This window comes from Steroidobacteraceae bacterium (assembly GCA_041395505.1).
Taxonomy (GTDB): domain Bacteria; phylum Pseudomonadota; class Gammaproteobacteria; order Steroidobacterales; family Steroidobacteraceae; genus JAWLAG01.
In genome coordinates, this window is record JAWLAG010000001.1 from 2,553,926 (window position 1) to 2,568,009 (window position 14,084).

The 14,084-nt window shown below is 61.7% G+C and carries 14 protein-coding genes; 10 read left to right on the forward strand and 4 right to left on the reverse strand.

Annotated features, from left to right (window positions below; all coding sequences use genetic code 11):
- Positions 1-180: 180 nt before the first annotated feature.
- Positions 181-1,059 carry an amidohydrolase family protein gene (locus tag R3E77_11920; GenBank protein MEZ5500119.1) on the forward strand — a complete coding sequence of 293 codons (879 nt, stop codon included), beginning with the start codon at positions 181-183 and terminating at the stop codon, positions 1,057-1,059.
- The gene (locus R3E77_11925) at positions 1,056-1,664 is read left to right on the forward strand and encodes a glutathione S-transferase N-terminal domain-containing protein (protein MEZ5500120.1); all 609 of its coding nucleotides are present in this window, start codon (positions 1,056-1,058) and stop codon (positions 1,662-1,664) included. Before R3E77_11920 ends, R3E77_11925 begins: the two co-directional genes overlap by 4 nt.
- Positions 1,665-1,717: 53 nt before the next feature.
- Here R3E77_11925 and R3E77_11930 read toward each other — a convergent pair whose 3' ends face one another.
- Complete coding sequence (locus tag R3E77_11930; GenBank protein ID MEZ5500121.1) at positions 1,718-2,950, reverse strand: CoA transferase; 1,233 nt, start codon at positions 2,948-2,950, stop codon at positions 1,718-1,720.
- A gap of 156 nt (positions 2,951-3,106) precedes the next feature.
- On the opposite strand from R3E77_11930, the gene R3E77_11935 reads away from it, so the two are divergent.
- Genes R3E77_11935 through R3E77_11950 form a run of 4 tightly spaced genes read left to right on the forward strand, consistent with a single transcriptional unit; the run spans position 3,107 to position 6,089 of the window.
- Positions 3,107-3,799, forward strand: coding sequence for a hypothetical protein (locus tag R3E77_11935; protein ID MEZ5500122.1), 693 nt, complete (start codon positions 3,107-3,109; stop codon positions 3,797-3,799).
- Positions 3,800-3,814: 15 nt separating this feature from the next.
- Entirely contained in the window at positions 3,815-4,486 is a 672-nt protein-coding gene (locus tag R3E77_11940) for an isochorismatase family cysteine hydrolase (protein ID MEZ5500123.1), read from the forward strand.
- On the forward strand, positions 4,483-5,163 hold the full coding sequence (locus tag R3E77_11945) for a nitroreductase (GenBank protein MEZ5500124.1): 681 nt from the start codon (positions 4,483-4,485) through the stop codon (positions 5,161-5,163). Before R3E77_11940 ends, R3E77_11945 begins: the two co-directional genes overlap by 4 nt.
- Complete coding sequence (locus R3E77_11950) at positions 5,160-6,089, forward strand: DMT family transporter (GenBank protein ID MEZ5500125.1); 930 nt, start codon at positions 5,160-5,162, stop codon at positions 6,087-6,089. Before R3E77_11945 ends, R3E77_11950 begins: the two co-directional genes overlap by 4 nt.
- On the opposite strand, the gene R3E77_11955 is transcribed toward R3E77_11950, so the two are convergent.
- Positions 6,086-6,862, reverse strand: a complete 777-nt coding sequence (locus tag R3E77_11955) for a GntR family transcriptional regulator (protein ID MEZ5500126.1) — start codon at positions 6,860-6,862, stop codon at positions 6,086-6,088. The genes R3E77_11950 and R3E77_11955 overlap by 4 nt on opposite strands.
- Positions 6,863-6,991: 129 nt before the next feature.
- Here R3E77_11955 and R3E77_11960 point away from each other — a divergent pair, with 129 nt between their 5' ends.
- From R3E77_11960 to R3E77_11975, 4 genes are read left to right on the forward strand one after another with little or no spacing between them, the layout of a single operon-like run.
- Positions 6,992-7,510, forward strand: coding sequence for a MaoC family dehydratase (locus R3E77_11960; protein ID MEZ5500127.1), 519 nt, complete (start codon positions 6,992-6,994; stop codon positions 7,508-7,510).
- 15 nt (positions 7,511-7,525) lie between these two features.
- Positions 7,526-8,695, forward strand: coding sequence for an acyl-CoA dehydrogenase family protein (locus tag R3E77_11965; protein ID MEZ5500128.1), 1,170 nt, complete (start codon positions 7,526-7,528; stop codon positions 8,693-8,695).
- Positions 8,692-9,882, forward strand: coding sequence for a CoA transferase (locus R3E77_11970; GenBank protein ID MEZ5500129.1), 1,191 nt, complete (start codon positions 8,692-8,694; stop codon positions 9,880-9,882). The genes R3E77_11965 and R3E77_11970 overlap by 4 nt, the downstream gene beginning before the upstream one ends.
- Before the next feature lie 2 nt (positions 9,883-9,884).
- Positions 9,885-11,051, forward strand: a complete 1,167-nt coding sequence (locus R3E77_11975; protein ID MEZ5500130.1) for a CaiB/BaiF CoA-transferase family protein — start codon at positions 9,885-9,887, stop codon at positions 11,049-11,051.
- A 37-nt stretch (positions 11,052-11,088) separates the two neighbouring features.
- On the opposite strand, the gene R3E77_11980 is transcribed toward R3E77_11975, so the two are convergent.
- Entirely contained in the window at positions 11,089-13,071 is a 1,983-nt protein-coding gene (locus R3E77_11980) for a cation:proton antiporter (protein ID MEZ5500131.1), read from the reverse strand.
- A gap of 76 nt (positions 13,072-13,147) precedes the next feature.
- A complete protein-coding gene (locus tag R3E77_11985; protein ID MEZ5500132.1) occupies positions 13,148-14,080 on the reverse strand; it encodes an AgmX/PglI C-terminal domain-containing protein in 933 nt (310 codons plus the stop codon).
- Between the last annotated feature and the right edge of the window lie 4 nt (positions 14,081-14,084).

The window sequence follows — 14,084 nt, forward strand, 5'->3', positions numbered from 1 at the left end:
TCGGCGCCGACAGGTGGGCAGCCGACTCTTCAATTTTGCCGATGATCGCCCCTGCGCCGCCTAATAGGGTATGAAAAATAGCCAAGGCCTTGATTGTCCGTACATTTCGTTGTTTTCATGGATGTTGTATTATTGCAACAGCAGCTGCGGCGCAGGCCGGGTGGTGCAGGAGATGATCCCTTGAGCGAGAACGCACTGGTTGGCGAAGTGGCGGCCATCGACATCGTGAGCGGCATCTGGACGCCAGAGGCCCTGTCTCATCGCCCAGGCTGGCAGGAAGAATTTTTCGCCGGCAAGATGAAATCAAAGACCGATATGCAGGGCGTGTCGCTCACCGACATGCTGCGTCAGATGGATGCAGCAGGAATTGAACGTGCGCTGCTGTTTGCTCCGAAGGCTGGGCGGCAGGGACTGCCCGGTTCGTTTCATCTGCCCTACGAAGTCGTCGCGAGGGCAGTCGAACAATATCCGCAGCGATTCTCTGCCATGGCGGGTATCGATCCCTACGAAGGTATGCGCGGCGTACGTGCACTCGAGCGCGCCGTGAAGGATCTGGGTTTCGTCGGCGCGCATGTCTACCCGCACTGGTTTGATCTGCCGCCCGACCACGCGCGCTACTACCCGTTCTACGCCAAGTGCTGCGAACTCGACATCCCGATCCAGATGCAGGTCGGGCAGTCCATGGTCTACGCGAAGGAGCAACCGCTGCGCAGCGTCGGCCGGCCGATACTGCTCGATGGCATTGCCTGTGATTTCCCGGAACTGAAGCTGGTTGGCATTCACGTCGGTATCCCCTGGACGGACGAGATGATCGCGATGGCCTGGAAGCACCCGAATGTTTACATCGGATCCGATGCGCACAGCCCGAAGTACTGGCCTGCCAGCTTCATCAACTACATCAACACCTATGGCCAGGACAAGGTCATGTTCGGAACAGATTTCCCGGTGCTCGGTTTCGAACGCACGCGCAGCGAGATCGATGCACTTGGCATTCGGCCAGCGGCCTACAGGAAATTCATGCGTGACAACGCGATGCGCGTGTACGGACTCGCTTCATGAAGCTGATTGGCACCTACAGCAGTCCATTCGTGCGCAAAGTGCGTATCGTCGCGGCGGAGCACCAGTTGCCGCTCGAGATCATTGAAGATCCGCCACTCGGTCACGCGACCCACATCACAGCGGTCAATCCCCTTGGAAAAGTCCCGGTACTGGTCAGGGACGACGGCAAGACACTGATCGATTCGTCGCTGATTTGCGCCTGGCTCGACCAGCGTGGACAGGGCGAACGATTGTTGCCCGCCGCACCCGAAGAATCGATGGCCGTTCAACAAGCCGAGGCGATCGCCGATGGCATCATGGATGCTGCCGTTCTCATCCGGATGGAAATGCTGCGACCCGAGCCGTTGCGCAGCAGCGCCTGGGTCGAACGCCAGAGCAACAAGATTCAACGCGGTATTGCCTGGCTCGACACGCAGCTCGCGCGTCACGCATTCGTTGCCGGCGAGTCGCTGACGCTTGCCGACATCGCAGCCGTCTGCGCCAATTCCTATCTGCTTTTCCGATTTGCAGACCAGGCCTACACCGCCGAAGCGATGCGGCTGGAAAAACTCTGCACCGCTTTGGAGACCCGGGCCAGTTTCGCTGCGACCGCGCTGCGCGGCTGAGCATCGGCGCGCAACGCGACCGCCAGGTTGCGCGCGACAAGAGCCAAGCGCAACTAGGCAGAACTTTCGGTCGGACCGCTCAGGCGCACCTGGCTATCATCGAGCGCAGCTCCGCTTGCGAGCAATTCCTCGACAGCCTTGGCATCAAGGCCTGCTTCGCCCAGGACCTCGCGGGTATGTTCACCGAGACGCGGTGCGGGACGCGAGTTGGCTGCCGGAGTGACTGCGAAATTGACCGGGAAGCTCGCCATGCGCAGGTGCCCCTCGGTCGGATGCTGGGCTTCCTGCCAGAATCCGACGGCCTGCAGATGTGGATCAGTGATCAGGTCCTCGAGCGTATTGACGACAATGGTCGGTACGCCCGATTTGTCGAACAGTTCGAGCCACTCAGCCGTGGTGCGCGTCGCCATGATGCGCCCCGTTTCCGAATACGTGTCGTCGATATTGCGTACCCGATCCGCGAGCGTCTTGAAGCGCGCATCGGCCAACAGGTCTTCGCGATTCGTCAGGCGGCAGAATTTCTCCCAGTGAGAATCGAGATACGGCAGTATCGCGATATAGCCGTCTTTGGTCTGGTAGGGCTTGCGATGCACGCTCATGAGCCGTGTATAGCCGGGTGGACCCAGCGGTGGCTCGAAGGCATTGCCCCACAAGTGCTCGGCCATCACGAAATGCACCATGGTTTCGAACATCGGCACTTCGATTTCCTGTCCCTGGCCGCTGCGCTCGCGATGGTAGAGCGCGGCAATGATCGCGTACACGGCGGTGAGCGCCGTCGTCTTGTCCGCGACCACGGTTGGCAGGTAACGCGGCTCGCCCAGGACCAGCTTGTTGAGCATCGCGATTCCGCTGACCGCCTGGATGGAATCATCGAGCGCACCGAGCGCACCGTAAGGGCCGCGTTTCGAATAACCATAGGCTCCGCAATAGATAATGCGTGCATTCTCCTTGCGCATATGCTCGTAGGTGAGCCCCAGCTTGGTCATCACCTGCGGTCGGTTGTTGTGAAAAAAAACATCGGCATTGCGGATAAGCGCCAGCAATGCTGAACGCGCGGCGGGCTTGGTCAGATCGAGCACGATGCTGCGCTTGTTGCGGTTGCAGGTGAGGTAAAGGGCCGCCATGCCAGGATTACGCGCAGCGCCCAACGATCGATTGCTGTCGCCGCGCGGTGCTTCCACCTTGATCACCTCGGCACCCATGTCGGCCAGCATCTGGCTCGCGAATGGCCCCAGCACCACGCTGGTCATTTCGACGACGCGCACTCCTGCAAGCGGTCCAGGCATTCTTTTCACTCCCGATTCACAGTTCGACTCAAACTACATGCGCGATCCGCACCGTGGCAAGCGTCTCGTTCTGTCCAAACGCACGGCGGTCATCGCGCGCGTCGTGCTATTGCTCGCGGTTGCACCCCACACCGCAAACCCTGCCAGAGAATTGCCGTGAACGCCGCATTCGTCATCTACGGCTGCTTGCAGTGCGCGTTGCTGATCTGGCTGTTGCGTTATTTTCGCAGATCGCGGGATCCGGCCGCATTGGTACTGATGGTGCCGCAGGCCCTTCTTGTCTATGACAATTGGGTCATTGCGGCCGGGGCATGGATCGGCCCGGGACCGACGCTGCTCGCGCTGTCCTGGCCGCGGTTCTGGGGCCATTGGCTGTTCGGCAGCTGGCTGGTGCTGGCCTGCGGCGCAATCCTGCAGCGTTGCGGATTTGCGCGCGGCCATGGACGACCGTTCACTGGCACTTTCGGCCTGCTGACCTTGGCACTCATGGCTTGCGAGGCGCCACATTTCTGGAATGTCGAAATACATGCCGTCTGCGAACCAGGCGTGATCCGCTACTCGAGTGCAGTGCGAGCCGGCACGAGCTGCTTCGACCCTTGGTTGGTCGTCGCCGGCGGCCCACCGCTGGTACCCATCATCGTATGCCTCGTCGTAATCGGCTGCGGCATCGCGGTCTCCTGCCGCTGCCGCTCGTTCTGGCTGATGGCAGGCGGCATCCTGATGCTCATCTCGGCAAGCCCTCCGCTCGCTGCAGCGCACCTCGACAACCTCGGCGAGGTTTGTATCATGGCGGGCTTCGCCGCGACGCTCGAGAGCTTGTCATGCGCCGTGCGAGCTGCAACCCGATAGGCTACATTCGCCACCATGAGCACGACATCGCCAACCTACATCGACGATTACACGCGCCCTGTGAATCTATCGCGCGACACGACCGCATTGGTCATAGTCGACATGCAGAACGCGAGCGGAAGTCGTGCGCACGGCCTCGGCAAATTGCTGGCGTCGCAGGGCAAGCTGGCTGATGCCGAGTACCGGTTTGCGCGCATCGAGAATGTCATCATTCCCAATATCGCCCGCCTCGCGGCAAGCTTTCGCAAAGCAGGAGTCCGCCTCATCTACGTTACCTATGGCAGCAATCTGCGCGATTTCAGCGATGCACCGGTGCATCTCAAGGATTGGCTGGTGGCCACCAACAATCGCGCCGGCGAGGCCGAGCACGAGATCGTCCCGGCCCTTGCCCCGCAACCCGGCGAGCTGGTACTGAACAAGACGACCATGGGCGCGTTCGGCTCCACGGCGATCGATGCGCATTTGAAGAGCATGGGCATCAGCGAGATCGTGGTCGTCGGCGTATCGACGAACAATTGCGTCGGCATGACAGCCATGGAAGCGGCGGACCGCCAGTACGGCGTTGTTATCGTCAGCGACGCGACCGGCACCTGCAGCGACGAAATGCAGGATGCCTACCTCAGGACCTTTCGTCGCCTTTGGGGCCGGGTCGCCAGCACCGACGAAGTCATCGCCGAGGTCACTTGATCGTCAGCGATGCAGTACGTTCGCGACGTTCGATTCGCGCATTTCTCTCCCGCCCGGTAGAGCGGCACACTATCGAAGCCATCCTCGATGCAGCCCGCTTTGCGCCGAGCGGCAGCAATATCCAACCCTGGCAGGTGCACGTGGTGACGGGCGCCGCCCGCGACGCGCTCGCGGCCCGCGCGAGCGAAGCCATGCGCAATGGTACGCAAGGCAGCCGCGACTGGAATTACTACGGTGATGTGATTCCCGAGCCCTATTTGGCGCGACGCCGCAACTGCGGATGGGGCCTTTATGGCCACCTCGGCGTGCAGAAAGGCGATCGCACCGCGAGCGGCGAGCACGCATTGCGCAATTTCAGTTTCTTCGGAGCACCAGTCGGCCTGTTCTTTTTCATCGACCGGAAGCTTGCGCTCGGCAGCTGGGTCGACTACGGGATCTTTCTTGGCGAATTCATGCTACTGGCACGCGAGCATGGGCTCGCCACCTGTGCGCAGGCGGCGTGGCTGCAGGCACATGAAATCGTGCGTGCGCAACTTGGCGTGGGCCCGGAACATGCCCTGGTCTGCGGCATGTCCATGGGCTATGCGGATGCGGACGCACATGTAAACGCCTACCAACCAGCGCGTCTGGCCATTACCGACTTTGTGCAATTTCACGACCTCGCGAGCGCGCCATGACTGATCCAGCGACCAGCGATCGGCGCTGGTGGCTGATCGGCGCAGGCGCGGCAATGCTCGGCGCCATGCTGTTCGCCTGCAAGGGCATCGTCGCAAAACTGCTGCTTGCGCGCGGCGTCGACTTCGAGTCGATCACGGGGTTGCGCGCTTTGATTGCCATGCCCGCCTTCATCGGTCTGGCAGCGGCGCGCCATGGCGGCAAATCGCTCATGATGACGCCGCGCCGTGCGGCAATCACTGCCTCGGTCGCCGGGGTCCTGTGCTACTACCTCGGAGCGCTCGCCAATTTCTATGCGCTCACCATGATCGATGCGAGTATCGAGCGCGCGATCATTTTTTCCTATCCTGCGGTCGTGGTTGTCCTGCAGGCGGCGTTGCGGCGCCGTCTGCCGACGGCGGCCGAAGCGCTGGCGGCCCTTCTCGCCTACCTCGGCGTGTTCCTGGCGGTCGGCGGTTGGCACAGTCACGTCCTCGAGGCGAACCTGGTCGGAGGCTTGCTGGTGCTCTTTTCCGCCGCCACCTATGCGATCTATTACATTGCCGCAGAGAGTTGTGTCCGCCAGATCGGCAGCGTACGTTTTACGATGTACTCGATGTCGGCATCTGCGCTGGCGCTCGGCGCGCATCTGACGCTCCGTGGCCATTTTGCCGCAGTACCGCGCTATGGCGGCGATGTCTGGCTATTGCTGTTGCTGATATCGGTCGTCTGCATGGTGTTCCCGGCGTTGCTTCAGGCGGAGGGCGTGCGCCGCATCGGCGCGAGTGCCGCCGCCGTCGTGTCCGCAGTGGGTCCGCCGACCACCATAGCGCTGGGTTGGCTGTTGCTCGATGAGCGAATAACGACCGGCCAATGGTTCGGAGTAGTCGCCGTCGTAGGTGGCGTGCTCCTGATCGATCGTGAGCGTCGCAGGCGGGGTTCCAGCTAGGCCCCTTTGTTCCACGCACGCTGCGCGCGCCAGTCGCGGTTGAGTTCAAGCGCAAACCTGTAGCGATCCGCGGGATGTTCCGCTACCGACACCTCGAAGACCCGCTTCGACTTACCTGTGTATCGACGCACGATGCGTAGCGACGCGCTGCCTGGTTGGACGTCGAGCGTCGCAGCCAGCTGCCCTGACAATGTCGATGCCTCGACATCGATGTGCACGCTCTCGATTTTCTCGCCGAAGCGTTTTTCGATCAATTCGTACACGGGTATCTGCCGCTTGCCGATCAGCTGCAACGCTTCGGCATATTCTGGAATGAGATAGATGTCGGTCCAGCACAAGGGACGCTTTTGAAGCTTGAAGGTGCGCAAGCTCCCTATCCGCAGCCAGCTGCTACCCACCGTTGCACCCATCAACTTCGCCAGGCGACGATTGAGCTTGACCATCCCGGAATTGACCACCCGCAGCTGGCTATCGGCCGGATACTGGAGCAAATCCTTCGGCGCGTGAGCCGTATGGGTGTAACCGACCGTCGAATCGCGCGAGCGTACGACCGTGCCTATACCCTGCTGCCGGTCGATCAGGCCCAGCCCTGTCAGCACGCGCAAAGCCTCACGCACCGTGTGGCGCGAGACTGAAAACCGCTGCACGAGTTCGTGCTCGCCGGGCATGGTCTCCCCAACTGCGAGCTGTCCCGCCCGGATTTCGCCAATCAGGAGATCCGCCAATACCCGGTAGCGCGGTTGGCGGGACTGGTTCGAGGTCAATTCGCTCATGTGCTCGGCCAATGGTTGCGTTACGGCGGATGCATTGACAGTGGCTATTGTCGCAACCTAGCATTTGTCCGTACAAGCTGCGGTTTCTCCGCCGGTGCCGCGCGGCGCTTACCTGGCGGCATCCTACTCATGAGCCAATCCAGTAAATCATTGGGAAAACAGCGATTTCGCGAGTCATTTGGACGCTATTTCGAAGACTTCAACGTGGGCGATGTCTACGAGCACCGCCCCGGCCGGACGATCAGCGAATCGGACAATACCTGGTTTACCCTGCTCACGATGAATACGCACCCACTGCATTTCGATCACGAATATGGAAAAGCGAGCGAGTTCGGCCGTTGCATCGTTGCGAGCCCGCTGACGGTGGCGATCATCGTTGGCATGAGCGTCTCGGATGTCAGCCAGAAGGCGATTGCGAATCTTGGCTGGCGGGAGATCTCCTTGCCCCATCCGGTTTACCCGGGCGATACGCTGTATGCAGAGTCCGAGGTCCTCGAGATACGCGAGTCGAAATCGCGTCCGGGTGCCGGCATCGTGTCGGTACGCTCCATCGGCTACAACCAGAACCGGATGGAAGTATGCCGCTTCGACCGTGTGATGCTCATCGCGAAGCGCGGCCATTCGGTCGAAGACCGAATCGACTACTAACCCGAGGACGAACGCGTGGCAAGCAATCCGGCAATTGAGCGAGCAAGCGACGCCGATGGCGAGATTCTGGACAGCATCGAGCGCTGGCTCGAGCGCGAGGTCAAGCCCATCGCCAAGCGCTACGACCACGCCGACGAGTACCCGAGCGAGCTCGTCGAGCAGATGAAATCGCTGGGCCTGTTCGGCGCCACGATCAGTACCGAGTTTGGTGGCCTCGGCCTGTCAGCCAGTACCTATGCGCGCATCGTCGCATCGATGGCGTCCGTTTGGATGGCGCCTGTCGGCATCTTCAACTCGCACCTCATCATGGCGGCGTGCGTCGAGCGCTTTGGGACGGCGGAGCAGAAAGCGCGCTATCTGCCGCGTTTCGCGAGCGGCGAACTGCGCGGTGGCATAGGACTCACGGAACCCAATGCGGGCACCGATCTGCAAGGCATACGCAGCACAGCGACCCGTCGCGGCGACGATTATGTGATCAATGGCACGAAAACCTGGATTACCAACGGCGTCTACGGCAGTTGCTTTGCGGTGCTCGTGAAGACCAACCCCCAGGCCATGCCGCGGCACAAAGGCATGAGCATGTTCCTGTGTGAGAAAGGCACTGGATTCAGCGTTGGCAAGAAGCTGCGCAAACTCGGCTACAAGGCCATCGACAGTGCCGAACTCGTTTTCGACAACTTCGCTCTTTCGTCGCAACAGTTGATCGGCGGCCTGGAAGGACATGGTTTCCATCACGCCGTCAGCGGTCTGGCTCTGGGAAGGATCAATGTCGCGGCCCGTGGCGCCGGCATCGCCGCCGGCGCGTTGCGGGATGCACTGCGCTATGCCCAGGAACGCCAGACCTTTGGCAAACCCATCGCACAGCACCAGGCGATACAACTGAAACTCGCGGATATGGCAACGCGCGTGGAGGCGGCCCGTCTCCTGATCGAACAGGCGGCAGGCAAGTACGACAGCGGCGAACGCTGTGACCTGGAGGCAGGCATGGCCAAGCTGTTCGCCTCCGAGGCGGGCGTCACCAACAGTCTCGAGGCAATGCGAATATTTGGTGGCTACAGCTATTCGACCGAATTCGATGTCGAACGCTATTACCGCGATGCGCCGCTGATGTGCATCGGCGAAGGCACGAACGAAATGCAACGCATCATCATCGCCCGACAGCTGCTCGAGCGAAATCCGATATGAAAAGTCCGCTCGCGGGCCTACGCATTTTGACGCTCGAGAATTTCGGAGCAGGCCCCTTCGGTTCGATGTACCTGGCCGACCTCGGCGCTGAAGTCATCAAGATTGAAAGTCGCGAGCAGGGCGGCGACGCAACTCGCAGCATGGGACCACATTTTCTTGGCGCGCATGACAGCCACTTCTTTCAAACCTTCAATTTCAACAAGCGCAGCGTCACGCTCAACCTGAAGTCATCGCGCGGGCGCGAGATATTCCAGCGGCTGGTGAAGACCGCGGACGCGGTGATGCACAACCTTCGCGGTGACCAGCCGGCCAAACTGGGCCTGACCTACGCCGATTTGCGCACGGCCAATCCGCGCGTCGTCTGCGCCCATCTCACGGCCTATGGCCGCGACAACGAGCGCTACGCCTGGCCGGGCTATGACTATCTGATGCAGGCGGAGGCGGGTTACCTGAGCCTGACCGGAGAACCCGGCTCACCGCCCTCGCGCATGGGCCTGTCGATCGTCGATTTCATGACCGGCATCACCACGGCTCTCGCGGTACTCGCAGCGCTGCGCGGTGCCGAAAAGACAGGCAGCGGTGGCGACGTCGACGTCAGTCTGTTCGATGTTGCAATGCATCAACTGACCTATCCCGGTAGTTGGTACCTCAATGAAGGCACCCTCACCGGCCGCCTGCCGCGCAGTTCGCACCCGTCTGCGACGCCCGTGCAATTGTTTCGCACCGCCGACGGCTGGGTCTTCATCATGTGCATGACAGAGAAGTTCTGGCAGGCGCTGCTCGGCGTGCTCGGCAACGAAGCGCTTGCATCCGATGATCGTTTCATCGGAGCCGAGCAGCGGCGGCGGCACAGAGACGAGCTGACTGGACTCCTTGATCGCGAGTTCTCGCGTGAAACGACCGCCACCTGGCTGTCGAGGCTACAGGGTTTGCTGCCGGCGGCGCCGGTCTATGACATGGCGCAGGCTCTCGACAATCCTTTTGTCGAACGCATAGGCATGCTGCGCAAAGTACAGCATCCGCAGCGAGCGAATTTTCGTGCGCTTGCCAATCCGATCAGGCTCGACCGCGAACGTCTGCCGATGGCGCCGGCAGCTGCCCTCGGTGCCGACACTGCGGACGTACTTGGCGAAATTGGAATCAGCGCCGACGAACTCTCGGAACTGAAAAAAAGCGCGGTGATCTGAGCATGAAGCTCGATGGCGTCAAGGTCCTGGATCTTTCCTTGTTCCTGCCCGGCCCGCTGATGACCCAGGCCATGGCCGACCATGGCGCAGAGGTCATCAAGGTCGAACCTCCCGGTGAAGGTGAACCCAACCGCCATATCGGCGCCGAGCAGGACGGTACGTCGGTTTATTTCCGCAACACCCATCGTGGCAAGAAAAGCGTCTGCATCAACCTCAAGAACCCGGCCGGTCGCGCTGCCTTGTTGCGACTGGCATCGCAGGCAGACGTATTCGTCGAGGCATTTCGCCCGGGCGTGGTCGACAGGCTGGGCGTGGGCTATGAGGTCGTTGCAGCGCTCAACCCACGCATCATCTACTGCAGTATCGCCGCGTTTGGCCAGGACGGACCGTATCGGGACCTTCCCGCCCATGATCTTGGGGTCGAAGCCTTTACCGGACTCGTGAGCTGCAATCTCGGCAACGACGGCAAACCGACCATGCCGCACATTCCGGCGGCCGACGCGACCGCATCGCTGTCCTCGCTGGCCGCCATTGCCATGGCGCTTTACCGGCGCGAAAAGACCGGCCGCGGCGATTACCTCGATATCGCCATGTACGACACGCTGATGGCCTGGACCGCGAATGTGCTGGGCGATGTGTTTGCACATCGCCGCCCGCCAGTGGTCAAGCATGAGCGGACATTCGGCGGCAGTGGCTTCTACAACATCTACGAGACGGCCGACGGCCGGCATGTCGTGCTGGGTGCCCAGGAGCTGAAATTCGTGCGTAATCTCCTCACCGAATTTGACGCGCTCGAATTCGTCCCGCTTTGCGAGCGAGGTCCGGGCGCACACCAGAAGCCGTTGATCGACTTTCTGCGCGGGAAATTCAGGCAACGTACCCAGACCGAGTGGATCGAGTGGTTTCAAGGGCGTGATATTTCCTTCGCTCCGGTCAAGAACCTGCGCGAAGCCATGGATGACCCCCAGGCCCAGGCACGGGCGATGCACCTGCTCGATGAGGACGGGCGGGAACATCTGGGCAGCGCCTTCAAGTTTCGTGACGAGCCAGCCAAGCTCAGGTTGAAGGCACCGAAGATGGGTGCAGACACCGATTCCGTGCTCGCGGCAGCAGGCTATTCAGCGGCGGAAATCGCCGCGATGCGCGCTGAAGGCGCACTGGGCGGCTAGCGATTCTCCCGTGCCGTCCACGCACGGGGCGCAGGTCTCAACCAGCGAGCAGCACGGCTTCGGCGTGTTCGAGTGCTTCGGGTTCGCCGTAGACGACGACAATGTCGCCTTCACGCAGTTGCATGCCCCCCGCCGGCTCCCTGCCCAGGATACCGTTGCGCCGAACGGCGGTGAAGGCAACTTCGGCGCCGCGTCCACGCACGTCTTCGAGCGTCCGTCCGACTGACCAGGCTTTGGGTGGCAGGACGATGGATTTCAGCTCCTCGCGATGCTCGTGAGTCTCGTCGATCTGCAGTGCGTCATCGCGACGAAATATGCTGCGCAGCACGGCGTAACGGTTGTTACGAATGTCGCCGACCGTGCGCACCACTTGCCCAACCGGTACATGCAGGAGCATCAAGACCTGCGATACGAGCATCAGGCTCGCCTCGAAGGTCTCGGGCACAACTTCCGTCGCGCCGGCCGCGCGCAGATCAGTGAGTCGTGCATCATCCTGTGTGCGCACCAGAATCGGCACGTCAGCACGAATGGCGCGCACCGTAGCTATGATGGCGAGTGATGTCGCCGGATTGGCAAATGTAATGACAACCGCATTGGCCGTATCGAGCCCCACCTGCTTGATGACGTCCTCGTCGGCCGAATCGCCATACATCACGGGATCTCCCGCCTGGCGCGCCGCGCGGATGCGCGTCGGATCGAGATCGAGCGCCACGTATTCGAATCCGTGCCGCTCGAGCACGCGCGCAACATTCTGCCCAACGCGCCCGAATCCGCAGAGTATGACGTGTTCGCGTCGTGCCAGATCCTGGGTTGCCGCCGTCTCGCGATCGGCCGGACGAATCGGCGGCGGCCCCTGCTCACGCATGATGAGACGCGCAATCCGGCGATTGTTCCGCAAAACGAACGGCGTTGCGATCATGCTGGCGACGAGGACGACCAGCAACAGCGAACCGATGCCGCGATCGATCGCGTGACCTTGAATGAGTATCGTCAGCAATGCCACGCCGAACTCGCCGCCGCCCGACATGACGATGCCTGTTCGCGCCGCCTTGAAGCGCGCGTCTGTGAACGGCCGCGTTGCAAGGCCTGCAAGCAGCCCGCGAATAGCCATGAAGGTCGCAAGCAATGCCATAACCAGCCAGAACTGGCGCAGCACCAGGCCGATATCGAGCAGCATGCCGACAGAAATGAAGAAAAGGCCGAGCAGAATGTCACGAAAAGGCCTGATGACAGCGTCGACTTGATGGCGGTATTCGGTCTCGGCCAGCATCATGCCGGCCAGGAATGCCCCCATGGCCATTGAGAGTCCCGCGAGGTGCGTGGCCCAGGCGGACGCCAGGACAACCAGGATCACCGTCATCGTGAACAGCTCGCGCAAGCGGCTGTGCGCAATCTCATAGAGCAACGGTCGCAACAACCAGCGCCCTGCGAGCAGCACCACGATCAGCGCCGCGCCACCGGTCAGCAGCGCACGCAATACGCCAACAAGCGAGAAATCCTCGGCTGCACCGGAAAGGACTGCCGCGATGGCGAGGAATGGCACGAACGCCAGGTCCTGGAACAGCAGTATGCTGAAGCTGAACCTCCCGTGCGAACGATTGAGCTCGGCCTGCTCGGTCAGCTGCGCAACGACCAGTGCCGTCGAGCTCATCGATAGGGCGCCGCCCAACACGATCGCCGCCAACCAGGGCACGCCTGACCAGATCGCAAGTCCGGCGAAGAAACTCGCTGCCAACGCAACCTGCAGCGCGCCAAGCCCGAACACCTCGTGGCGCATTGCAACCATGCGCGGCCAGGAGAACTCCAGGCCAAGGGTGAACAACAGGAACACCACGCCGAGTTCGGCAAGCAGCCGTGTTGTATTGTTCTCGCTCATCAGCCCGAGCGCGTGCGGGCCGAGCAGGATGCCGACTGCGAGATAGCCGAGTATGGCGGGCCAGCCGAGGCGGCGCGCCAGGGCAACGACGAATACGGCTGCCGCCAGCAGCAGCAGCACCTGACTGAGGGGCTGATCTATCATGCGGACCGCTTGAACTTGGCGTTGCCTCCGCCTTGCACACTAGGCGCAATGGCGAACGGCCGCAAGTCAGTGCCGGTCAGGCCGGGAAGAAATCGATCGGCTTGGTCGTCGTGACGGTCTCGACGTCCTTGGCTTCGAAGCGGAACAGGCGCACGCGCGAGACGATCTTGCGTTCGAGGTCCGCGTCGTTCAGTTCACTCGAGACGACGCGGCACATGGTGACCTCACCACTCGGCGCAATCGTGAACTCGAGCACCATCTTGCCTTGCAACTCGGGCTTCTCGCGCAGGGCGCGGCTGTAGAGCGCGTAGATGGCGCCCTTGTTGCGATCGAAGATCAATTCCACTTCTTCGCGGCTGCGGGCTGCCTTCTTGCTGGCACCGCTGCGTCGCACGCCACTACCGTCGCCCGCACCACCACCGCCGCCAAAAGGCACGACGACCTGGGTGGTCGCATGACCGCCGAGGTTGCCCGAGCCGCCACCAAAACCGCGACTCTGGCCTGCCGTATTGATGCCACCAGACGATTGACCAACTTTGGACGTGATCAGCGACCGCTCGGAGCGCGTTGGGCCGTCGATGGCACCCGTGTCATTGGCCGTCGGCGTCATCTGCTCCTTGGTCAGCTCGAATTGCTGGCGAAGGTCTGCCAGGTCGTCCTGGAACGCGAGCAAGCCGGCTTTGGATGCCCGCTCACGCGCATCTGGTTTTGGCCGCGGCGATTGCTCGCGCGGCTTTGCCTGGTCGGTCGGTTTGATCGGTTCCGGCTCTACCACCGGGGGCGGCGGCGGCGGTGGAATTTCCTTTTCGATGACGATCTTCGCCAGGCGGGGCGGCACCGAGGGCGCGAGATTCGTATCGCGCTCTGGAACATCGATCAGCCAGATGAGGATCCCAAGCGCGATGCAGGCCAGCAGCAAAATGCGCCAGAGCTTGGCAAAGAACGCCTCATTGTCGAGGTCCGCCTCCCAAGGCAGCTCGAAATTCCGGTAATAGGGCCTAAGCAGCACTATT